This is a genomic window from Myxococcales bacterium (genome assembly GCA_016703425.1).
In the GTDB taxonomy this organism is placed as follows: domain Bacteria; phylum Myxococcota_A; class Polyangia; order Polyangiales; family Polyangiaceae; genus JADJCA01.
Genome location: JADJCA010000002.1, coordinates 604269 through 626537, shown reverse-complemented (window position 1 = coordinate 626537; position 22269 = coordinate 604269). Strand labels below are relative to the sequence as shown.

General features: G+C 67.3%; 17 protein-coding genes and 1 tRNA gene. 6 read left to right on the top strand and 12 right to left on the bottom strand.

Annotation, left to right across the window (positions count from 1 at the left end; genetic code table 11):
• Positions 1-8 precede the first annotated feature (8 nt).
• Positions 9-1466 carry an MBOAT family protein gene (locus IPG50_08955; protein ID MBK6692318.1) on the top strand — a complete coding sequence of 486 codons (1458 nt, stop codon included), beginning with the start codon at positions 9-11 and terminating at the stop codon, positions 1464-1466.
• Positions 1467-1861: 395 nt separating this feature from the next.
• On the top strand, positions 1862-2110 hold the full coding sequence (locus IPG50_08950; protein MBK6692317.1) for a hypothetical protein: 249 nt from the start codon (positions 1862-1864) through the stop codon (positions 2108-2110).
• Between the two features lie 48 nt (positions 2111-2158).
• On the opposite strand, the gene IPG50_08945 is transcribed toward IPG50_08950, so the two are convergent.
• Together IPG50_08945 and IPG50_08940 are read right to left on the bottom strand one after the other, a co-directional pair.
• On the bottom strand, positions 2159-3364 hold the full coding sequence (locus tag IPG50_08945; protein MBK6692316.1) for a serine/threonine protein kinase: 1206 nt from the start codon (positions 3362-3364) through the stop codon (positions 2159-2161).
• A gap of 180 nt (positions 3365-3544) precedes the next feature.
• A tRNA-Ala gene (locus IPG50_08940) sits at positions 3545-3617 on the bottom strand.
• Positions 3618-3794: 177 nt separating this feature from the next.
• Between IPG50_08940 and IPG50_08935 the strand changes: the two genes are divergently transcribed.
• Both IPG50_08935 and IPG50_08930 read left to right on the top strand, forming a co-directional pair.
• Complete coding sequence (locus IPG50_08935; protein ID MBK6692315.1) at positions 3795-5864, top strand: thioredoxin domain-containing protein; 2070 nt, start codon at positions 3795-3797, stop codon at positions 5862-5864.
• Entirely contained in the window at positions 5864-6424 is a 561-nt protein-coding gene (locus IPG50_08930; GenBank protein MBK6692314.1) for an outer membrane beta-barrel protein, read from the top strand. The genes IPG50_08935 and IPG50_08930 overlap by 1 nt, the downstream gene beginning before the upstream one ends.
• On the opposite strand, the gene IPG50_08925 is transcribed toward IPG50_08930, so the two are convergent.
• From IPG50_08925 to IPG50_08895, 7 genes are all read right to left on the bottom strand, one after another.
• Positions 6408-7661, bottom strand: a complete 1254-nt coding sequence (locus tag IPG50_08925) for an aspartate kinase (protein MBK6692313.1) — start codon at positions 7659-7661, stop codon at positions 6408-6410. The genes IPG50_08930 and IPG50_08925 overlap by 17 nt on opposite strands.
• Before the next feature lie 100 nt (positions 7662-7761).
• Positions 7762-8895 (bottom strand): hypothetical protein, encoded by a 1134-nt coding sequence (locus IPG50_08920; GenBank protein ID MBK6692312.1) that lies wholly within the window; start codon positions 8893-8895, stop codon positions 7762-7764.
• A 196-nt stretch (positions 8896-9091) separates the two neighbouring features.
• Positions 9092-9688, bottom strand: a complete 597-nt coding sequence (locus IPG50_08915) for an EscR/YscR/HrcR family type III secretion system export apparatus protein (protein ID MBK6692311.1) — start codon at positions 9686-9688, stop codon at positions 9092-9094.
• Between the two features lie 128 nt (positions 9689-9816).
• Positions 9817-10185, bottom strand: coding sequence for a flagellar biosynthetic protein FliO (locus tag IPG50_08910; protein MBK6692310.1), 369 nt, complete (start codon positions 10183-10185; stop codon positions 9817-9819).
• Positions 10182-11180: a hypothetical protein gene (locus IPG50_08905; GenBank protein ID MBK6692309.1), complete on the bottom strand. Its 999-nt coding sequence runs from the start codon at positions 11178-11180 to the stop codon at positions 10182-10184. Before IPG50_08905 ends, IPG50_08910 begins: the two co-directional genes overlap by 4 nt.
• 263 nt (positions 11181-11443) lie before the next feature.
• Positions 11444-13411, bottom strand: a complete 1968-nt coding sequence (locus tag IPG50_08900) for a thioredoxin domain-containing protein (GenBank protein ID MBK6692308.1) — start codon at positions 13409-13411, stop codon at positions 11444-11446.
• Positions 13412-13667: 256 nt separating this feature from the next.
• Positions 13668-14003, bottom strand: a complete 336-nt coding sequence (locus tag IPG50_08895) for a hypothetical protein (protein ID MBK6692307.1) — start codon at positions 14001-14003, stop codon at positions 13668-13670.
• A 312-nt stretch (positions 14004-14315) separates the two neighbouring features.
• Between IPG50_08895 and IPG50_08890 the strand changes: the two genes are divergently transcribed.
• A complete protein-coding gene (locus tag IPG50_08890; protein MBK6692306.1) occupies positions 14316-14504 on the top strand; it encodes a stress-induced protein in 189 nt (62 codons plus the stop codon).
• Positions 14505-14535: 31 nt separating this feature from the next.
• On the opposite strand, the gene IPG50_08885 is transcribed toward IPG50_08890, so the two are convergent.
• On the bottom strand, positions 14536-16236 hold the full coding sequence (locus tag IPG50_08885; GenBank protein MBK6692305.1) for a serine/threonine protein kinase: 1701 nt from the start codon (positions 16234-16236) through the stop codon (positions 14536-14538).
• A gap of 299 nt (positions 16237-16535) precedes the next feature.
• On the opposite strand from IPG50_08885, the gene acnA reads away from it, so the two are divergent.
• On the top strand, positions 16536-19244 hold the full coding sequence (acnA, locus tag IPG50_08880) for an aconitate hydratase AcnA (GenBank protein MBK6692304.1): 2709 nt from the start codon (positions 16536-16538) through the stop codon (positions 19242-19244).
• A gap of 378 nt (positions 19245-19622) precedes the next feature.
• Here acnA and IPG50_08875 read toward each other — a convergent pair whose 3' ends face one another.
• Positions 19623-20462 (bottom strand): hypothetical protein, encoded by an 840-nt coding sequence (locus IPG50_08875; GenBank protein MBK6692303.1) that lies wholly within the window; start codon positions 20460-20462, stop codon positions 19623-19625.
• Complete coding sequence (locus tag IPG50_08870) at positions 20453-22120, bottom strand: serine/threonine protein kinase (GenBank protein MBK6692302.1); 1668 nt, start codon at positions 22118-22120, stop codon at positions 20453-20455. The genes IPG50_08875 and IPG50_08870 overlap by 10 nt, the downstream gene beginning before the upstream one ends.
• Positions 22121-22269: the final 149 nt, after the last annotated feature.

Genomic DNA, 22269 nt, shown 5'->3' with positions numbered 1-22269 from the left:
TCCGGCCCATGCTGTTCAACAGCGTCACCTACGCAGGCTTCCTCCTCGCGACGTACGTCGCCTATTGGCTCTTGCGACGCGAGCGGCTCGCCAGAACCGCGATGCTCGTGGGCGCCAGCTATCTCTTCTATTTCCTAGGCACGCTCGAGACCTCGCGCGCACAGGACGTCCCCCTCGGGCCCGTTCGGTGGAGCGTGCTCTGCCTCGCCATCATCTTCGTTGGCAGCACGCTCGACTACGGCATCGGCCGGCTCCTCGGCCGCATCGAGGCACCGCGGGCGCGGAAGGCGCTGCTCCTCCTGTCGGTGGCCTACTACCTCGGGGTGCTCGGTCTCTTCAAGTACTGGAACTTCGCCGTCGACTCGGCGGTGGCGGTCCTCGCGTGGGGCGGCCTCGTCGTCGCCCCCGTTCACCTTCGGCTCGTGCTGCCCTTCGGTATCTCGTTTTTTACGTTCGAGACGATGAGCTACACGATCGACGTCTACCGACGGCAGATCACGCCCGCGAAGCGCTACCTCGACTACCTCCTCTTTGTTTGCTTCTTTCCGCACCTCGTGGCGGGCCCCATCGTCCGCCCCCAACAGATGCTCCCGCAGCTTGAGAAGGCGCCTCTCGTGAGCCACGAGGAGCAGGCTCGAGCGCTCATGCGCATCGCGACCGGACTCGCGAAGAAGATGGCCATCGGCGACGTGCTTGCTGTCGCTATCGTGGCACCGGTCTTCGACAACCCGGAGCGGTACTCCTCACTCGAAGTTTTGGTGGCCGTCTACGCCTACGCCATCCAGATCTATGCTGACTTTTCCGGCTACACCGACGTCGCACTTGGCAGCGCCGCCCTCTTCGGGCTGCGACTGCCCGAGAACTTCAATCGTCCCTACGCGGCGACCAGCATCCAGGACTTCTGGCGCCGCTGGCACATGACGCTGAGCTCGTGGCTGCGCGACTACTTGTACATTCCACTGGGCGGCAATCGCGGCGGCGGACTCGCCACGTACCGCAACCTGATCCTCACGATGCTGCTCGGCGGCCTTTGGCATGGCGCGTCTTGGAACTTCGTCGTTTGGGGAGGCCTCCACGGTGGTGCGCTCGCGGTCACGCGCTGGCTTGAACGCCGCGGCCTCAAGCTCCCGTCCTTCGCGGCACCGCTGGCCGGTGTCGCGACGTTTCACTTCGTCTGCTTTTGCTGGATCTTCTTTCGCGCGCCCACGTTCGCTCACGCCCGTCTCGTCTTGGCGCGGCTGGCTCTTCTGTCGACGAGCGTTGGCAACGTATCGCCTCGGGTGGCGATTACCGTTCTCCTCGCCCTTCTGCTTCACCTCACGCCACGCCGAATGACCGACCGCGTCATTGACACGTTCGTGAAGAGCCCCGCCTGGGCGCAAGGCCTCGTGCTTGCCGGCGTCGCATACGCGATTCATTTCGCGTCGAGCGTCCGCTCCCAGCCCTTCGTCTACGGGCAGTTCTGACCGGGGTTTTGGCGCCTTTCGCCATCTTCGCCGAAGCTCACACTGTCTTACAAAAAAGCTGTGGAAAGTTGGTCTGCCCCGTCCAACTGATTAAGGTCAAACATACGGGGTGGCGACTCGCCTGAAGGGGCGAGACGGCGCGCCGCATAGCCGCCCACAGTCGGGGCGGCCCTCGGAGGTCGATGGCGGGCAAACGCGCGGTGGTTTCCGGTTGGCGACGGGCTTACCCCCACTACGAGCGAGTGGCGGTGACGCGGGCGCGAACGAGCGTTGGCCGGGTCGACCGGGGCGCGCGGTGGATGCAAACGACCGCGCGCGAGCTTGGCTCCCGTGCGCGTGGTCGGGTGCGAGACGGAAGAGAACCCGGAGGTTCATCTCGAATGAGAAGACCGATCGTGAAGACCCTTCTCGACCTGACGCAAGACGAGGCGCGCGCCTACTTGCGGCTGGCCGCCGGCGACGAGCTCGATGCTGCCGTCGCGCTTGCCTTCGATCGCAACGTCCTTCAAGGCAACAGCAAGGCGCCCGATGAGACGGAAGTGCATCATGCACTCTTCCTCCTGCGCCGCGCTTGTGGACTCGAGGCGCCGAGCTTCGATGCGATGCGTGTTCAGCTGCGCGCGCGCCGAACGCTCGCGGCTTAGCTCGTCTGCCATCTTCTGCGGGCCGCTCTAACGGTCGCCCGCCGTCTTCTAGCGCGGTGCTGGCGCCGACGCCGATGACGACGGCGTCGTTGGGCTCTCGAGCCGGTCGTTGACCTGGCGGTCACGCCACGCAAGAAAGCCCAGCACGCCCACCATGAGCGCGAGTCCCAAGACGAGCCCCGCTAAGAGCGCGGTGCGCGACGACATGGGATTCGGAACCTCCATCTCGGCGAGCGCTGCGACGGCCTCGGGACTCGCAGGCTTGAGGGCGTATTGCACGCTCTCTTCGTCCAAGGTCGGCGTGCGCGGGCCTTTGGGGACGCCGCAGGCGGCGTCGAGCGCGTCGGCAAGCTCAGCCGCCGACTGAAAACGCTTCGCTCGCTCGCGGTTGCACGCGCGAGCGAACCACGCGTCGAATCCGACCGGGAGCTCTGGATTGAGCTGCGACGGGACGGGCATGGGCGCTGCGCATACCTTCAGAACGATGTCGCCGAGGACCTCGCCTTCGAAGGGGATACGCGCCGTCATCGCTGCGAAGGCGCACGCGCCGAGCGACCAAAGGTCCGTGAGTGCGTCGGGCGCGCCGCCGATGGTGAGTTGCTCCGGCGCCATGAAGTTCGGGGTGCCGATGACGGCTCCGTCTTGCGTCGGGCCGCCCATGGGCGACGCGGCCTTTCCGCCGGAGATCGGCTCCTGGTAAAGCTTGGCGATTCCGAAGTCGACGATCTTGACCGTGAAGTTGAACTCGCCGCCCTCCGCCTCGTCGGGGTTCGTCGCGAGGAAGATGTTGTCCGGTTTGAGATCGCGGTGAACGATGCCCGCCGAGTGCGCCTTTGCTAGCGCTCTCGCCGCCTGCCGAATGATGCGCGCCACCTCGTCGGCCGGGAGGGGGCCGCGGCGGATGAGGACCTCGGACAGCGACTCGCCGTCGAGGTACTCCATCACGATGTACGGCAGGCCGTCGTCGGTCACGCCGTAGTCGAAGACGTGAACGGCGTGTTTGCTCTGGAGCTTCGCGGCGGCTTGCGCTTCGATCTCGAAGCGGCGCCTCGCATCGGGGCTGGCCGCGTGGGCCGGCTTGATGAACTTGATCGCCACCCGCGTGCCGAGCTTCACGTGGGAGCCGAGCCACACGGTGCCCATGCCGCCGGTGCCGATGAGCTTGTCGACGCGGTATTTGGCGCCGATCACCGAACCCGTGAGGTCCGGGAGGTCGTCACCAAGCATGGGCGGGGTCGCGCTGGGAGAGGCCAACGGGCAAAGATCCTTGGGGGGCGCTCCGACCGCTGAGCGGTGGCGAGCGAACCAACCGCGGAGCGTACCGGAAACCCCGCCTCACGGCTAAATGCGGAGCGGCCCGGAGCCGCCGAACCCAGCGCCCTCTCCCTGCGCCAGGCGCGCCAGGGAGGGACGGGGGCTAAGACGGGGTCTAAGTGGAGCAGAGGGGGATCGAACCCCTGACCTCCGCATTGCGAACGCGGCGCTCTCCCAACTGAGCTACTGCCCCTTGCTCCGCGGCGAGTCGCCAGAAGCGAGGAGGCCCGGGACTCTATTCGGGACACCTCCAATGTCAAGCAGAGAGCGCTGCGCGCCGTGATCAACGGGGTCCGCTCGACGACTCGAGCCCCGCGAATCGAGACGGGGGGCCGCGCGCGGCGTCGCTGGCGCTATCCTGCGACCCCTCATGTGGCCGCGCTCGCCGTTCTTCGCGATTCTCACCGTCGTCGCCGTCTTCTTAGCCGGCCTTTCAGCTTGTGGGGCGCCGCCTTCGCCCGAGGCGGCCACGCCCGTCGCGGTGCCTGTGCCCGAGGTGGCTCGCGGTAACGCCGGCGCTGGCCCCGGCGTCCGAGCGTTCGCCGTGCCCGAAGAGGGCCCGATCGCCGTGTCGCCCGCCGACCCCAGCTGGGGCGATCGCACCGCGCTCGTGACAATCGTCGCCGTCGGCGACTTCCAGTGCCCGTTCTGCGCGCGCGCAAGCGCGACGCTCGAAGCGCTCAAGCGCGACTACGGGCCCGACAAACTTCGCATCGTGTGGAAGCACCTGCCCTTGCCCTTTCATCCGGAGGCGCGTCCTTCGGCCGAGGCCGCCGCGGCGGTGATGCTCGCGGCGGGTAGCGAAGCCTTCTGGAAGTTCCACGACAAGATCTACTCAAGCCAGTTGTCGCTGACGGGCGCCCCCTACGAGGATTGGGCCCGCGAAATCGGAGTCGACGCAGGAGCGATGCGGCGCGCCATCTCAAGCGGCGCGGCGGCGGCGAAGGTCGATGCGGATGTCGCGCTAGCGGCGTCTATCGGAGCCACCGGCACGCCGACGTTCTTCATCAACGGCGTCCTCCTCTCCGGCGCTCAGCCGGTCGAGCGATTCAAGGTCTCCATCGACGCCGAGCTCCTGAAAGCACGCGCGAAGCTTGAAGCCGGCGTCCCCAGGGACAAGCTCTTCGGCGTCTTGGCCAAGGAGAACTTCTCCGCGCCGAGCCGTGCGCCGAAGCGGGACGACGACGACGACACCGACGACAAGATCTACCGGGTGCCTGTCGCCGGGAGTCCCTCGAAAGGCCCGAGCGGCGCCCTTGTGACCGTGGTGATCTTCTCCGACTTCCAGTGCCCTTTCTGCCAACGGGCGCTCGCCACGCTCGCCGAGCTCGATGCCCGCTACGCGGGGCAGCTCCGCTTCGTGTGGAAGGATCTCCCGCTGTCCTTCCACAAGCGCGCCGAGCCGGCGGCAGAGCTCGCGCGCGAGGCTCGCGCGCAGAAAGGTGACGAAGGCTTCTGGAAGGCGCACGACAAGCTGTTCGCTTCGCAGTCGGCGCTCGACGACGCCGACCTCGAGCGGTTGGCCGGCGAGCTCTCGCTCGACGTGAAGAAGGTCTCCGCCGCGATTCAGAAGCACAAGCACAAGGCCGCCATCGATGCCGACATGGCGCTCGCAGAGGACTTCGCGGTTCAAGGTACGCCGCACTTCTTCATCAACGGTCGGCGGCTCGTCGGCGCGCAGCCGGTGGAGAAGTTCGCCGCCGTCGTTGACCTCGAGCTCGCCCGAGCGAAGGGCGTCCTCGCCAAGGGGGCCGCCCCGGGCGACATCTACGCGGCGGTTACGAAGGACGGCCAAGGCCCATCGGAGCCTGAGAAGCGCACCATCAAGGTGATGGCCGCCGCGCCCGCCGCCGGCAGCCCCAAGGCGCCCGTGACCATCTACGAGTTCTCGGACTTTCAGTGCCCGTTCTGCGAGCGCGTTGGGCCCACGCTGACCGAGCTGAAGAAGACGTATGGCTCGCGCGTGCGCGTGGTCTGGCGCAACCTTCCGCTGCCGTTCCACTCCGATGCGCACCTCGCGGCGCAGGCGGCACTCGAAGTCCAGGCGCAAAAAGGTGACGCGGCGTTTTGGAAGATGCACGACATGCTTTTCGCCAACCAGCGTGGCGACGGGCTAAAGCGCCCGCAGTTGATGGCGTACGCCCAAGAAGCTGGGGCTGGATGCCAAGCGCTTTGGCGAGGCACTCGACGCGGGCAAGCACAAAGCTCGCGTCGACGACGACGCGCAGGCGGCGGCGCAGGCGAACATCTCGGGCACGCCGGCCTTCGTGATCACGTCGGAGGCACCGGCCAAGGACGGCACGGTTGCAGGGTACATGCTTTCTGGGGCGCAGCCGCTCGGCAAGTTCAAGAAGCTCGTGGAGCGCGCCCTCACCGATGCATCGCAGAAGAAGGCCCGAGCGTGGCGCCCCGAGGGCCGCCCAAGGACCAGCGTCACTGATGCGTGCGAGAAGCCTGCTGGGGCTCCTCGGAGCGCTCTTCATCGTGGCCCTTGAGCGCGACGCCGGCGCCGTCGAGCGACAGCACCACGTGGGAGCTGCCGGTGGCCTTTCGATCTTGTCCATCGACGACAAATCGACGACGAGCGTGGGTGGTGGCGGAACGCTGCATTACGCGTACGGTCTCTCCGACGCGTTCAACCTGATGGTCGAAGGCGGCTACGCCGTCGTCGCACTGGGAGAAGACAAGGGCGGGAGCATCCCCGCGACGCGCCCGCAGTCGCTCGCCCACGCCGGCGCCGGCGTGGGCTACGTGCTCGACGTGCTCCAGTGGGTGCCCTACGTGGGGCTCTTGGGCAAAGGCTACGTGCTCGAGGGCGGATCGCTCGACAAGACCAAGCTCTCGTTTGGGGGAGCGCTCGCCGCTGGCCTCGATTTTCAAGCCACGCGCTCCTTCGCCGTCGGCGCCGGCGTCCGTCAGCACTTCCTCTTGACGGACTTCTCCACCTACCCGAGCTACACCGAGGCGTTGCTCAGGGGCGAGTTCATTTGGGGCTGGTAGCGGCGGCTGCTGGGCGATCCAATCCAAAGCCGTCGTGCAGGACCCGGACGGCTAGTTCTGTGTATTTTGCAGCCACGAGGCACGAGACCTTGATCTCGCTGGTCGAGATGGCCTGAATGTTGATGCCCTCGTCGGCGAGGAGTCGGAACATCTTGGCCGCGACGCCGGCGTGAGATCGCATGCCGAGACCGACGATCGAAACCTTGACGACGTCCTCGTCGTAGCGGACTTCGCGGGCGCCGAGCTTGTCGGCGATCTCAGCGACGTAGGGCTTTGCGCGCGCGAGGTCGGTCTTCGCTACCGTGAAGGTCACGTCGGCGCGGCCGCTCTCGCTTTGTGCGCTCTGGATGATCATGTCGACGGAGACGTTCTTGTCTGCCAGCGCGCCGAACATGTCGGCCACGACGCCGGGTTTGTCCGGGGCACCGACGATGTGCACGCGCGCTTCGTTCTTGTCGTAGGCCACGCCGGCCACGGTGACTTCTTCGAGAGATCGATCTTCGCTCACGACCCATGTTCCTTCGCTGTCGTTGAAAGAGCTCCGCACGTGCACCGGAACGCCGTACTTCATCGCGATCTCTACGCTGCGTATCTGGAGCACCTTCGCGCCGAGTGACGCGAGCTCAAGCATCTCTTCGTAGGAGATTCGCGGGATCTTTCGCGCCGAGGGGCACACGTTTGGATCGGTCGTGTAGACGCCGTCGACGTCCGTGAAGATCTCGCAGGCGTCGGCGCCGATGGCCGCCGCGACGGCGACGGCGCTCGTATCCGAGCCGCCGCGTCCGAGCGTGGTGATGTCACCGGCTTCGTTCATTCCTTGAAAGCCAGCGACGACCGCGATCTCGCCGCTCTTGATGGTGGCCGCGATCCGCGAGCCCTCGATGGTCTTGATGCGGGCCTTGGTGAACGCGTCGTCGGTGAGGATCTTCACCTGGTGGCCCAAGAGTGAGCGGGCCTTGCCGCCTTCCGCTTGAATCGACATGGCGACGAGCGCCGCCGACACCTGCTCGCCGGTGGCGGCGATGGCGTCCATCTCGCGCGGGTCGGGGACCTTGGTGATCTCGTGGGCCATGGCGAGGAGACGGTTGGTCTCGCCGCTCATGGCGCTCACGATGACGACCACGCTGTGGCCCTCCGCCTGCGCGCGAAGCGCTCGTCGCGCGACGCCCCGCATGCGCTCGAGCGAACCCACGGAAGTGCCACCGAATTTCTGGACGATGACCACGGCTCCACGCATGTAACGTTGGGTTGCCCGGTCCCGTCAAGGGATGGCCGGAAATGCGCGAAGGCCCGTCGCGAAAGCGACAGGCCTTCCCAGTCCGCGGGCCTTTCGGGTTTCAGTTCGTTGGGCGAATGGGCAGGCCCATCGCGCCCGGCGGGGGCCCCGAACCGTCGTCGGCACGCACCGAGGCGGCGCACTGGTCGATGGTCAGCTTCGACTTGACGACCTTGGCGGCGCCGGCGACAAGGCAGCCCTTGACCGCGAAGCGCCCGTCCTCGTTGAGGCCCGAGAGCATCTTGCCGCACATCTTGGTGAACGCGCCGCCGGCGTTGATGTGACCCTTGTCCGTGAGCTTCGCGTCCGCGGCCTTGAGCGCTGTCGTAATCTCTTCGCAGGTCGCCGCCGCTTCCGGCTTGGAGCAAGAGCGCTTCAGGTTGAAGGAGACACACGCCGCGTGCTCCTTGGCGATGTCCGTCGTGCCGCCTGACTCGGCGCGAATGATGACGGTCTCCTCGAGGCAGCCGAGCACGTTCTCAGCGGTGGCCGGCGTGAAGAGCGCCTTGACGGCTTCGCAGCTCGCTCCGCCGAGGCCCGCGCAGTCAAAGGTGCGGTTGCCGGAACTCGCAGTCGCCGAGTCGATGCACTTCGCCTTGGTCGTGTCGAAGCCCATCCCCTCGACGCACGAGTAGACGCCGTAGCTCGGGTCCTTCTTGACGCAGGCGCGAATGACTGCGCGGCTCTCCTGCCGGATGCCGCGGAGCAGCGAGACGCACTCCGTCGTGAGCTTCGCTTCCTTCTCCGGGTCGCGGGCCTCGACGCCTCCAGCGTGGCCCCAGATATCGACGCCCGAGGCCACTTGCATCTTCACGATGGCCTTGCAGGTCGACGCGATCTGCGACTCGCTGCGTGCATCCCGCTGGCAGCTCGAGCGCAGGGCCTCGTAGCCGGCGTCGTAGGCGTCTTTGCCGTTGAGCTTGAGCTCGAGCGCGGCGCGAGCGGTTCCGGTCTCGAAGTGGTTTACCCAGGCGTCGCACTGGCCCCAGGTCTCGCCGGCGTTGTAGCAGCCCTCGAGGACGGGATAGGCGCTGCCGGCAGCGACATCGGCCTCGAGCTTGTCCTTGGTCGCGTCCACACAAGCCGCGCCGTTGAGCTCGTCGGCCGTTGCTTCTTCTTCGGCCGATCCGGCGCTGCAGGCGACAGCAGAGAGGGCGGTGGCAAGTGTGAGGAAGGCGGCGCGGTCGAATTTCATGGGTAGGCTCCTGGGTCACCATGTGTGCATCGCGCATGCCGTGAAGGCCCGGCGGTGAGGGGTCGCAATTTGCCGGGAAATCCCGAGGGGCCGCGGATAAAGGCCCAGTCGGCGACAGCCGCTGTGCGGTGCGCCGAAGGCTCGGGTGGAGGGCATCGGATCCGCCCCGCGAAGGCGCCCTTCCGCCGACAAAGTCTCAGCGGTACGAGTCGACGAGCGCTTGCGCCAAGAGACCCCAGCCGTCGACGGCCACAAAGAGGAGCAACTTGAACGGCAGGCTCACCTGCGTCGGATTGAGCATCTGCATGCCGAGCGCGAGGAGCACGTTGGTGACGACGATCTCGATGACGAGGAACGGCAGGTAGATGAGAAATCCGATGGCGAAGGCCTCGGTTAGCTCCGTGACCAAGAAGGCTGGTACGAGGACCGAGAGGTCCGTGGCCGTCGCTTGTCCGCGCTGCCGCTCGACGAGCGAGACGAAGCGGGCCTTCTCCTGGGGGCTCGCGTGTTTCGACAAGAACTCGCGAAGAGGTTCGCGGACCGCTTCGAAGCCTCCTTGAAGGAGCGCGAGTGTCTCGATCTTCTCCTTTGCGACGAGCGGCGCTGCACGCGCGATGATCTTGTCGGCCGTCGGCATCATCGCGAGGACGGTCAAGGAGGCGGCGAGCGCCATCACCACCATGTTCGACGGGACCGATTGGGCGCCGAGGGCGCTCTTCGAAATCTGAAGGACCGTGGACACCTTCACGAAGGCGGTGACGCTCATGAACGCGAAGGGGAGGAGCGACACCATGGCGAGGGCCACCACCAAGCCGAGAGGGCGACCGAGTACATCGCCGTCCGCGCCTTCGCGTGGCGCCGCAGCCGCGACGCTGCAGAGGAGTAGCGTTGCCAAGAGCGCGAGCGACGAGAGAGCGCGCTTCACGGCTCGACCTGGTGCTCGCGGTCGCGTTCGCCGTCCTTTGCCTTGGGACCGCGCGCCGCGAGGATCTGCGCCAGCGCGTCGCCGAAGGTCTTCGGGCGCGGCGTAGGTGTCGCGACGAGATCTCCGTCGACCTCGCCCAGTTTGGCGAGCCCCGCTTCCGACGCTCCGACGACGAGCACTCGGCCTCCCACTTTCACGAGGTAGATGGCCCGGCGCGCCTCGAGCGGAAGGTGGCCCACCAGCTCGGCGGCGCCGAAGCCCCGGCCCACGCCCGCACGCCGAGCGAGCGCCAGCGCGGCAAAGACCGCGACGGCGACCACGAGGAGCGTCAAGAGGGCTTCGACGACGGTTCGAGTCGCGCTCACGCCGACCGTCTAGCCGCGATTGCTGCGCCTGTCGACGGTTTGCCGTCGCCTATTGGCAGGTGCGTAGCCGCGCTGTCCGCTGCGAACAAACGCGGCCTTCTTCGCACTCGGACGTTGTCTTGCAGCTTTGGCCGAGCCGCTTTCCGCGCTTCTTTTTGCCCGCCGCCGTTCGTCGACCCTGACGCCGAGGGGGAGTCGGCCCAGTCCCGTGCGATCGCGGCCTCCGTTACGACGCAGACGCCCGCCTTGCAGTCCTCGCCCCTGAAGAAGCACGTGTCCTTGCACGGCGAGCAAATCGGCGCTCGGCGCTCCGTCAACGGGTCCTTCGGAGCGCGCGAGGCGTGGCGGCTCATGCAGGTGAGCCGATCGCCGCCGCTGCTCATGCCATTGGGGCGGTTCTTCGCCGGCAGTCCGGCGTTCGGCGCTGGGTCGAGCTTCGCAACATCCTCGGTCGCGTCTTCGCGGCTCTTGTAGGAGGCCTTGCAGACCGTCGACCGGCCGCTCGGGGCGGTCTGCTTGAACGTCGCGGTGCGCTCCTTCAGATCGATGACCGTATCGATGTAGCCCCCCGCGGTGCCGAAGGAGAGCTCCTTGGCGGTGTCCGTCTTGACCGCAGCCCTGAACGCCAGCGTGAAGCCGTCGATAAAAATCTTGCAGATCACCTGGCCGTTACTTTGCGCGCACGCGATGGGAAACCTCGACGTCTCGACGCCACTGGCTCGCTCCTCGACGTCGCGCGTGTCTTCTGCCATTCCGACCCAGCGTGGGTAGAGCATGCGGCAGTCCTCGTCCCCGATAAGGAGGAAGGCAGACCCGCGCGCAAAGGCCGAAGGCACCTGGATCTGTCCATCGAAGCCGGCACCGTCGCCACCCTTGCCGTTTCGTCCTCGCGGCGCGTCGCCGTCCCCCTCCTTCGATGCCGACGCCGAGACCGACCCTACGACCGCGGCGGCCGTGGCGAGTGCTGCGAGTTTGCGAGACCATCCGGTTCCCATTTCGTTTCGTGTCCCCCTTCGCTGCCGGCTGCTGCACTAGATGTGCCGTGACGTGCGCCTTGGAATTCTCGCACGATAGTGAAACGTGTGGTGGCAGCTAACCGGCGTCCTGGCCATTCGGCCGGCGATTGAGGCAACCCGCAGCACGTGTTGCCCCTGGGGCGGATGTGGGCGGGCAGGCCGAACGCCACCAAAACAAAAGGCGAAAGGCCCGCGGGCGAACCCACGGGCCTTCCTAAACGGCCAACCCCGGAGGGCTGTCGTTACTTCGCTTCCGCCAACGCGCGGTCGATCACCTTCTTGAACTTCGGGTACGGCTGCGCGCCGTTGATGAAGTACCCGTTGATGATGAAGCCCTGCGTGCCCTGGATGCCGGCGTCCTGAGCGGCCTTCTTGTCGGCATCGACCACGGCCTTGTGCGTCTGGTTGTCGAGGGCGGCCTTGAACTTGCCCATGTCGAGGCCGATTTCGCCGGCGTACTTCTCCAGCGACTCGCGCTTGATCTCCTTTTGATTCTTGAAGAGCAGGTCGTGCATCTTCCAGAAGCCGTCGGAGCCCTTCTGCTTGAAGGCTTCACGCGCGGCTTGCGCCGCGAGCGGCGCGTCGGCGTGGAAGTCGAGCGGAAGGTCGCGCCAAACGACGCGGATCTTGTCCCCGTAGTTCTTCACGACCTCGGCGACCGTGTCCTCGGCCCGCGAGCAGAAGGGGCACTGGAAGTCGCTGATGATCTGCATCGTGACCTTGGCGCTCGCGGGACCCTTCGAGGGGCCGCTCGTCGGCAGCGCGAGGGTCTTCTTCTCCGGCTCGGGCGCGCCCTTGCCGTTCTTGATGAGCTCCTCGTAGACGGCCTCGGGCTTGGTGCCTTTGGCGATCATGGCCTGCGCCTTCGTGATCTCTTCGTCGATGATCTTCTTGAACTTCTCAAAAGGCTGCGCGCCGACGAGGCGGCGGCCGTTGACGAAGAAGTGGGGCGTACCGGACGCCTGGACGTCGTCGGCGAGCTCCATGTCGGCCGCGATTTCCTTCGCGTACTTCTTGGACTTGATGGCGTCTTTGACCTTGTCGCCGTTCAGGCCGAGGTCCTTCGCGATGGTGTCGAAGTCCGAGTCCTCGAGCTTCGGTTGCGACTCGAAGAGCTTGTCGTGCGCGTCCCAGAAGCCCTTGTCGCCCTTTTGAGCGCGGGCCTCGCGGGCGAACTCGGCAGCGGGTTCGGCGCGCGGGTGGAAGCCGAGTGGCTGATCCTTCCACACGATGCGAACCTTGTCGGGACCGTAGGTCTCCTTGATCTGCTTGGTCGTCGGACCGACGCGCTTGCAGAAGGGGCACTGGTATTCGGAAAACTCGACGATGGTCACGAGGGCCTTGTCGTTGCCCCACACGGGGCTCTTGCCGACGGGCACCTTGAAGACCGTGGTCGTGTCTTCCTTCTCGCCCTCTTCCTCTTCCTTGGGAGCGGGCGCGTTCTTCTTGTTCTCCGTGGACATGGCGACGTACACCTTGTCCTTGGGAGTGCCTGCGGCGATCTTCGCTTGAGCCTTCTGAAGCTCCTTGTCGATGACCTCCTTGAACTTGTCGAAGGGCTGGGCGCCCGACAGCAGGACGCCGTTGATGAAGAACGCCGGTGTACCGTTGACGCCCGCCTTCTTGGCGATTTCGTGATCGGCGTCGACCTTCGCGGCCCACTTCTTCGCCGCCATGCCGGCCTTGAACTTCGCGAGGTCGACGCCAGCGGCGACGGCCCACTTCTCGAAATTGTCGGCGGTCAGGGCCTTCTGGTTCTTGAAGGCTTCGTCGTGGAACTTCCAGAACGCGTCGGGGCCCTTGAGCGCGAAGGCCCCGAGGGCTGCTTCCGCTGCCGGCTTCGCGTTCGGGTGGAAAGAGAGAGGCTCGTTCTTCCAAACGACGCGGACCTTGTCGGGGCCGTAGGTCTTCTTGACCTGATCGACCGTGCTCGCGCCGCGTGAGCAGAACGGACACTCGAAGTCTGAGAACTCCACGACGGTGACGGGCGCGTTGCGGTTGCCCCACATGGGGTCCTTGCTGTCGATGGGGATCGGCGAGTCGTTGTCGCTCCACGAGCCCGGCGCGCCGCCGCCCTTGTCGCTTCCGCCGCTGCTGTTGTCCGCGCTGATGTCGCCCTTCTTGAAGCGGTACGAATCGTAAGCGCTCATGATGCCGGCGCCGCTCACGAAGCACAGGACGAAGCCGACGACGGCTACGCCCGTTCCCATGCCGCCGGGAGCCGACGAGTGCGCCGCCTTCGCGTGGCTCGAGTCTTTCTCTTTGTGTTCTTTGCTCATGATGAAAAAGTTCCTTTGAAATACGTAACGAAAGTCTGGTGAAGGGCGTCGCCACCGCACTGAGGTGCGACGGATCAGCGCCCGCGAACTCCAGCGTCCGCGAGTGTGGGGCGCGAGGCGCAGGAGCGAATGAAGGCGATTCCGAGCGAGAGTCCGGACCCTCGCTCGAAGCTGTTGCCCGCCTGTCTCAGCCGCGTGGCGGGCGCTCGAGAGTCGAGCAGACTCCGCACGCGCCACCTTCGGCGGCCTGCGGGACCGCTTCGGTTGTTTGACGTCGCTTGATGCTGAGCCGCTGCGTCGGCAGGACCGCGTCGCCTTGTGGGCCGGGCTCGAAGCGCTCCTCACCGGGCCGGACGCTGCGACCGTCTTCGAGCTCGAGGCAGTCGGAGTCGCCCTGCTCGAGCGACTGCTCGATAGGAATCATGAGCGGCGAAGGCGCGACCTCGCTGGTCCCGTGATGGCTGCAGAGGCCGGCCCCCGTCGCTGACGTCGCCGCGCGACCCGGCGACACGACAAGCCACACGGCCAACGCAAGGCTGGCGACGAGAAGTCGTCGGAGGGTGCGACCAAGGCGGTTCAAGCGGCGGCACAAATCTGGATCGAATGGGGGCCTCCCGGCAAGTGCTCGCCCGACAAATCGGCCGCGCGTTATGCGTCATGCCGCGAATTGCGACACCCCGAAAGCACGGCTGTGCTGGGAATTCGCGGCGTTCTCCCTGGCTCGCATGTTGCTTCGAGCGGCGACATGCCCCGTGAATCAGAGCAGCAACGAACGCAGCCGACGACCTCTGGCGCCACCCCGGCCCCGCCGCGCAAGCGCCGAGGCTTTGCCGCGATGGACCCTCGACTCGTGACCGAGCTCGCGAGGCGAGGTGGCAAGGCCGCTCAAGACGCCGGCACCGCGCACCGCTTTTCCGCCGAGGAAGCGCGAGACGCTGGGCGCAAGGGCGGCCTCGCGACCGGCCGCAAGCGTCGCAGCACCGGGTCGTCGCAGGAAGCGCCTGCTGAATCGCAGGAGGAGTAACCGGGGCGCGGGCTCGGGTCGCGGGCCAACGCTAGTCCCGCCCGCCTAGCTGATCGAACGGCGAACCGCTTCCGCGGGGCGGCTTCCGTGGCGTCGGTTTGCGAGGCGAAACCGAAGGCGGACGGCGGTCGGGCGAAGTCGCGGGCGAGTCTGTGACCGCGGCGTCCGACTCCGCGTGGTCGCCGGTTGGCCGTTCGCCAGGCGTAGGGGCGGGCGCGCTCGCAATGTTCGCGGGACCGCTGGCCGCCGGCGCGCCGGAGGTTGGTGCGCTTGGGATGACGACGACGAGTGCGGGCGCTGAGTCGACGGCCATGGGCGCCGAAGCCAGGTCGCCCGCGGAGCGATGGCCAAAGCGCGGGCCGAGGCCTAGCCAAAGGGCGGCGGCGAGCGCGGCCGCGCCGAAGACCATTCCCACGCCGAGCACGGCGCCCTTCCGCGCCGAGCGCGGTGGAAGGCTCTCCGCGCGTCCGAGCGCGAGCGAGACGCTTGAGAGCTGCGAGGCGCTTTCCCCCGAGTGGTCGTCGCCGAGCACCTCCATGTCGCGGCGGTCGTGAGGCATGGTGACGCTCTCTTCGACCTCGCCGCCTTCTGCGTCACGCACCGCCATCATCGCTTGCGCCAAGTCGGTGCGCTGAATGGACGTCGGCGCCGTGTCGGCGCGAAGGCCTCCGCGACGGCTCACGCTCACGCTTTCCGAGCCGCGTCCGGCAGCGACGAGGCGGTTGCTGCTGCTCGAGTCTTCTTCCGGTGGCGTGGCCTCGGCGAGCGCCGCCGCGAGGTTGGCCATGCCCTCCGATGACCCGAGGCCGGCGGTCATCTCGATGGCGGCGATGCGAGCGGCGCGCTCGTCGAGCTCCCGCTTCGAGACACTTGCGAGCCAGTCGCTGACCTCGGCGATGGAGGCCACCGGCGTCGCGCGCTCGAGGTCCGTGGCCATGGCGCGCGCCGTTGGGTAACGCGCCGCCGGATCGCGGGCGAGACCCTTCATCACGACGCGATCGAGCTCGGGCCCGATGTCATCCCCGTGCGTGCTGGGCGGCACGACGGGACCGGACAGCACCTTCGCGAGCGTTCCGGTCTCCGTTTCGGCCTTGAAGAGCCGCAGCGACGTGAGCGCCTCCCATAAGACCACGGCCGTGGCGTAGACATCGGCCTGGCGGGAGATGGTGTCGGTCTGGATCTGCTCTGGCGGCATGTACGCGAGCTTGCCTTTGATGTGCCCTTCGCGCGTGTTCTGGATCCGCCCGACGGCCTTCGCGACGCCGAAGTCGAGCACGCGTGCCAAGCCGTCGGCACCGACCATCACGTTCTGCGGCGACACGTCTCGGTGAACGATGTTCAGCGCGACGCCGCGCTCGTCGCGCGCCTCATGCGCCGCATGGAGGCCCTGAAGGCAGCCCGAAAGGATGCTGGCCACGATGCGTGGCGGGATGCGGGTGCCGGCTTTGGCCGCGTGACGAATCAACCACGAGAGCGACTGGCCGTGGACGTAGTCCATGACCAGAAAGAGTTCGCCGTCGGTCGCCACGACGTCGAGCGTCGCGACCACATTGGGGTGGCTGATCTGGGCGGCGAGCCTCGCTTCATCGAGGAACATCGACACGAAGGAAGGATCCCTCGCGTACTCCGGGTGGAGACGCTTGATGGCCACCGAGCGCGTGAAGCCTACGGGGCCCATGAGACGGCCGACGTGCACCGTTGCCATGCCGCCGGAGGCAAGTTTGCCCAGCAAGGCGTACCGTCCAATGAATCGGACCCCGGGACGGGGCTCCGAGTCCGGCGATGAGCGCGTCGACATGCGAATCCTCAATCGTACTCGCCAGCGCCCGAGCGCGCGACTCTCTGGCGACGCGGATTGGCCTTCGCGGCGCCGATGTGGGGAGGGGAGGGTGTGGTCCCGCCCCGCGGCACGCGCGCCGACGCGGCGCTGGGTGGGCCGCAGCCGGGGCGATCTCGGATGGCGTTTGAGGGGTTAGGGGCTCCATTCGGCCACCTTCAGCGCTATATGGACCGCCACAAAAGGAGCTTCTGATGGGTCAGTCCTTCGGGTCCAAGAGCACGCTGTCGGTCGACGGCAAGAACTACGTGATGTTTCGGCTCGATGCGCTCGAGGCGAAATACCCGTCGGTGAAGCGGCTGCCCTTCTCGATGAAGATCCTTCTCGAGAACCTGCTGCGAAACGAAGACGGCGTGTCGGTCCGCGCCGAGGACATCGCCGCGCTCGCGTGCTGGGATCCCAAGGCCGCGCCCTCGCGCGAGATCGCGTACACGCCGGCGCGGACGCTCCTCCAAGACTTTACCGGGGTCCCGTGTGTCGTCGACCTCGCGGCCATGCGCGACGCCATGAAGGCCCTTGGCGGCGATTCGAAGAAGATCAATCCGCTCTCGCCCGTCGAGTTGGTCATTGACCACTCGGTGCAGGTCGACGCCTTTGGTACCCGCGACGCTCTCCTCAAAAACGCGACGCTCGAGTTTCAGCGGAACAAGGAGCGCTACCAGTTCCTCCGTTGGGGGCAGAAGGCCTTCGAAGACTTCGTCGCGGTCCCGCCCGACACGGGCATCGTGCACCAAGTCAACGTTGAGCACTTGGCGCGCGTCGTCTTCACGCGCACCGTCGGCGGTGAGCTCACCGCCTATCCCGACACGCTCGTCGGGACCGACTCGCACACGACGATGGTCAATGGCCTCGGCGTCCTCGGCTGGGGCGTCGGCGGCATCGAAGCGGAAGCGGCGATGCTCGGCCAACCGGTGAGCATGCTCATTCCCGAAGTCGTGGGCTTCAGGCTCCACGGCCGCATGCCCGAGGGCGCCACCGCCACGGATCTCGTCCTCACGGTGACGCAGATGCTCCGCAAGAAGGGCGTCGTCGGAAAGTTCGTCGAGTTCTTCGGCGAAGGCGTCGGCGTGCTCTCGGTCGCCGATCGTTGCACCATCGCCAACATGGCGCCCGAATACGGGGCCACCTGCGGCATCTTCCCCATCGACGATCAGACGCTCGCGTACCTGCGCCTCACAGGCCGCTCGGAGCACCAGGTGAAGCTGGTGGAGGCCTACGCCAAAGCACAGGGCATGTTCCTGACGAAGGACGCCGAGGGAGCCGTCTTCACCGACACGCTCGAGCTCGACCTCGGCACCGTCAAGCCGTGTCTCGCGGGACCGTCGCGTCCTCAGGACCGTGTGCTCCTCGGCGACATGAAGAAGAACTTCGAAGGTGCCCTGCCGAGCCTCTTCCCGAAGAAGAAGGGGGGCGATGGCGCTCCGCCGAAGGGCAGCGCCAGCGTCACGATGTCCGGGAACACCTTCGAACTCTCGCATGGCTCGGTGGTCATCTGCGCCATCACGAGCTGCACCAACACGTCGAACCCGTCGGTCCTCATTGGCGCAGGTCTCCTGGCGCAAAAGGCCGTCGCCAAGGGTCTCGCGGTCAAGCCTTGGGTCAAGACCAGCCTCGCGCCAGGCTCCAAGGTGGTGACCGATTACCTCACCGAATCGGGGCTGCTGGCGTCACTCGAGGCGCTGAAGTTCTTCGTCGTCGGGTACGGGTGCACGACCTGCATCGGCAACTCGGGGCCGCTGCCCGACGAGGTCTCGAAGGGGATCGCCGACGGCGAGTTGGTGGTCGCGTCGGTGCTTTCAGGCAACCGCAACTTTGAAGGTCGCGTGCACCCGGAGGTGCGCGCCAACTACCTCGCTTCGCCGCCGCTCGTCGTGGCTTACGCGCTCGCGGGCCGTGTCGACCTCGATCTCACCACCGAGCCGCTTGGCACCGGTGCCGACGGCAAGCCGGTCTTCCTTAAGGACGTGTGGCCCACGCAGGCCGAGATCGAGGCGGTCATGCAGAAGACCGTTCGCTCCGAGTCGTTCAAGAAGATCTACGCCGACGTCTACAAGGGCCCGGCCGAGTGGGAAGGCCTCGTGATTCCCGAGGGCGATCGCTACCAATGGGACGCCAAGTCGACGTACGTCAAACACCCGCCCTACTTCGAGGGCATGACGAAGACGCCGTCGGCCGTTGGTGACGTGACCGGTGCTCGCGTGCTCGCGCTCCTTGGTGACAGCATCACGACCGACCACATCTCCCCGGCCGGCTCCATCAAGAAGGACGGGCCTGCCGGCAAGTACCTCATGGAGCGCGGCGTCGAGGCGAAGGACTTCAACTCCTATGGCGCTCGTCGCGGCAACCACGAGGTCATGGTTCGCGGCACGTTTGCCAACGTGCGCCTCCGCAACATGCTCGCGCCCGGCACCGAGGGGGGCGTCACTCGTCACCTCCCGAGTGGCGATGCGATGACGATCTTCGACGCGTCGGTTCGGTACGCCGCGGAAGGCGTTCCGCTGGTGATCCTTGCTGGGAAGGAATACGGCTCAGGCTCGTCGCGCGATTGGGCGGCCAAAGGGCCGAAGCTCCTCGGTGTGCGCGTCGTCATCGCGGAGAGCTTCGAGCGCATCCATCGCTCGAACCTCGTGGGCATGGGCATCCTGCCGCTCCAGTTCTTGGCCGGCGAGTCGGCCGTATCGCTTGGCCTGACCGGTGAGGAGACCTTCGCCGTCGGTGGCCTCTCGGCGCTCCTCGATCCGAACGGTTTCCGCGCCGGTCAAACGCTCACCGTCAAGGCCACGAAGCCCGACGGAAAGGTCGTGGAGTTCTCGAGCGTGGTTCGCATCGATACGCCGCAAGAGGTCCACTACTACCGCCACGGCGGCATCCTGCCGTTCGTGCTGCGGTCGCTCGTGGCCTGAGGGTCCCCCCCCCCCCCCCCCCCCCCCCCCCCCCCCCCCCCCCCCCCCCCCCCCGCCCGCCGCCCGCCCGGCCCCCCCCCCCCCCCCCCCCCCCCCCCCCCCCCCCCCGCCCCCCCCCCCCCCCTGGCCCCCCCCCCCCCCCCGCGCCCCCCGCGCGCCCGCGCGGGCTTGCGTTTTCCGGCTCCCCCCCCCCCCCCCCCCCCCCCCCCCCCCCCGCCCCGGGGCCCGCGCGCCCCCCCCCCCCCCCCCCGGCCCCGCCGCCGCGCCCGCGCCCCGCCGCCCCCCCCCGCGGCGTTGGGGGGAGAGAGGGGCCTCTCCCCCCGCGCCGCGCCCCGCCCCGCCCCCGCGGGCCCCCTTTCGACCCTTCGTGATCACGCCTCAGAATCGCCCGTCGACGAAGACGCCCGTCCCGCGGGCCCCCACGGTTACGGCGGGCGCGCTCTTCGGCGCGAGCACGAAGTACGTCGCGAGGCCCGCCGACACGACGGCGACGCCGAGCAAGACGTCGCCGACCAGCATCTTCGTCTTCGCGGCGTCGACGTCGTCGGCGTTGCAGCGCGGGGCGCAGGTTGAGCGCAGGTCCGAGATCTCGCCCTTGCCCGTGAGGCCGAAATACGCGAAGCCGCCCAATGAAGCGAGAGCCACGCCGCCGAGGACGTAGGTCGCAACGGGGACGCCGCCACCGCCGCTCTCCTGCGCCGGCGACTCGACGGCGGGCTTCGTGGGGCTGGAAGAAGCGGCGCTCGCTGCGGGAAAGACCACGCGAACGGGGCGGCTCTTCTCTCCCTCGAGGGCCACGACCTGCTCTTCCACGCTTTGGCCGCCGCTCTCGAAGCGCAGCTTGTGCTGGCCCGGGTTCACGGGGATGGCGCGGCCGTCGAGCCTGTCGGTGACCGCGACGCCGTCGATGAAGACCTTGACCTGTACGAGGTCCGAGCCCGACGGCGCTTTCGCACTCAGCACCAGCGAGGGCATCTTCTTGTCGAGCGACGAGAGCTCCTCGCGGCAGGCGTCGGCGACGGGCTTGGGGCAGCTGTCGCTCGCGCAAGACAGAAACTGTCCGTTGGCCTCGACGAGCTTGCCGTCGTCGCGCAGCTGCTGCCCCCGCTCCGACGCCTGGATGCACTCCTGTTTGGAGAGGGCCCACGCGTTGTCGGCGCTCGCAAGGATGAGCATCGCCGCGGGGAGCGCGGCAAACACGAACCGTTCTACAAACACTCGGCTTTCCATTTCTTTCGCCCCGAAGCGTCGAGCGTATACGGAGTCGCGCAGTGACTGGGGGGCGGAGTTGGCTTCACCACGGGAGGCTTTGCGTCGGCTTTTCGGGCAGGCGCCACGGCGGGGCGCGGCGCCTGCGGCGTGATGGCGCGCTGGACCGTCGCGCCCGGTGGCGCGGCGGGCTTCTCCACTGGCGTGGCGCTCGCCTCCGGCGTATCGACATCGACGATGGCTGGCGGCGGTAAGTCGCCGGCCGGCGTCACGGGCGCCGCTGACGACGCCACGGGGGCCGCGGGGACGCCTTTCGCGGCGCTGTTCTCGGGGTGCCGCAAGACCATCGTGACGAGGCCGACAACCCCGCCAAGCAACGCCACCGCGACGCCGATGGCCCAGCGCTTTGGGCGCTTCGCGGGTGAGAGGCTCTGGTGTCCCATCGAGCGAGATACCGAGAGCCCCGTGGATTCCGCCGGAGGAGGCCGCGACGGGCGTTCAAGGGGGTCGTGGTGCTCGGCATCGAAGTCGTCGACGGGGTGATCGATCGGTTGGAACGCCGTTGGCGTTCCTGGCAACGGGGCCAGCGCCGCCGCTGGCAAACGCGCGGAGCTGTCCGAGTCTGACCGCGTCTCGTCGTCGGGCGCCTCGTCACTTGCCATGATGGCGGCGACGGTGTCGTCAGACGGCGCGTCACCACCGCTGCCTTCGACCTCGGCCAAGAAGCGAGATCGCTTCGCGAGCGTTTCTACGGCGAGGCGCTCGACCCAAGCGCCCGTTTCGTTGGTGCCGGCGAGGCGCCCGCTCTGCTCGAGGGCGATGGCCATCTCACGGGCTGTCTCGAAGCGTTTCGACGGATCGCGCTCGAGGCCCTTCAGGATCGCTGCGTCCAACGCCGGCGGCACCTCTGGCGCGAAGGTGCTTGGTGGGGGGACGGCGGCGTGAAGCAGGTTGAAGAGCGTCGTGGCATCGTTCTCGCCTCGCAAGAGGCGCCTTCCCGCAAGCGCCTCCCAGAGCACGATGGACATGGCGAAGAGGTCCGTCTTTCGCGTGACCGTGCCGCTGATTTGCTCGGGCGCGAAGTACCCCATCTTCCCTTTGAGCTGGCCGTCGCGTGTTGTCTGTACGCGTCCTGCCGCCTTCGCCACGCCGAAGTCGACGATGCGGGGCACGCCGTCGGAGCCGACCAGGATGTTCTGCGGCGAGATGTCGCGGTGCACGATGCCAAGGGGTTCGCCGCGCGCGCCGCGCGCCTCGTGGGCCGCGTGCAAGCCGCCAAGGGCTCCGCAGACGATGCTGAGGATCACCGGCAGCGGGACTCGCTCCTTGCGCGCTGTCGCAGCGCGAAGCAGGCGCGCCAGCGAGTCGCCGTGGACGTACTCCATGACGAGAAACAGCTCGCCGGAGCTTGCCACCACGTCGAGCGTAGGCACCACGTTCGGATGACGAATGCGGGCTGCCAGCCGCGCCTCGTCGAGGAACATGGAAACGAACTCAGGGTCTCGCGTGTATTGCGGATAGAGGCGCTTGATGGCGACGGTTCGCGAAAAACCGACGGGCCCCTGCAACTTGCCCAGATGGACCACGGCCATCCCGCCGGCCGCGATTTCGCGGAACAAGGCGTAGCGACCCATCACCTTGATGGGAGCGTCAGCGGCAGCAACCACAGGATCTTGAGCGTAGCCCCGTTTCCGCTGGCGATGGGACTTCCCGGCGGTCCGGAGGTCCGCCATTCTGTAGCGACGGAAACGCTGGTAAACGCTGGTGGGGGTCTGTCGGCGGCGTTCAGCCTGCGGCCCTACCTGAGCGACACGAA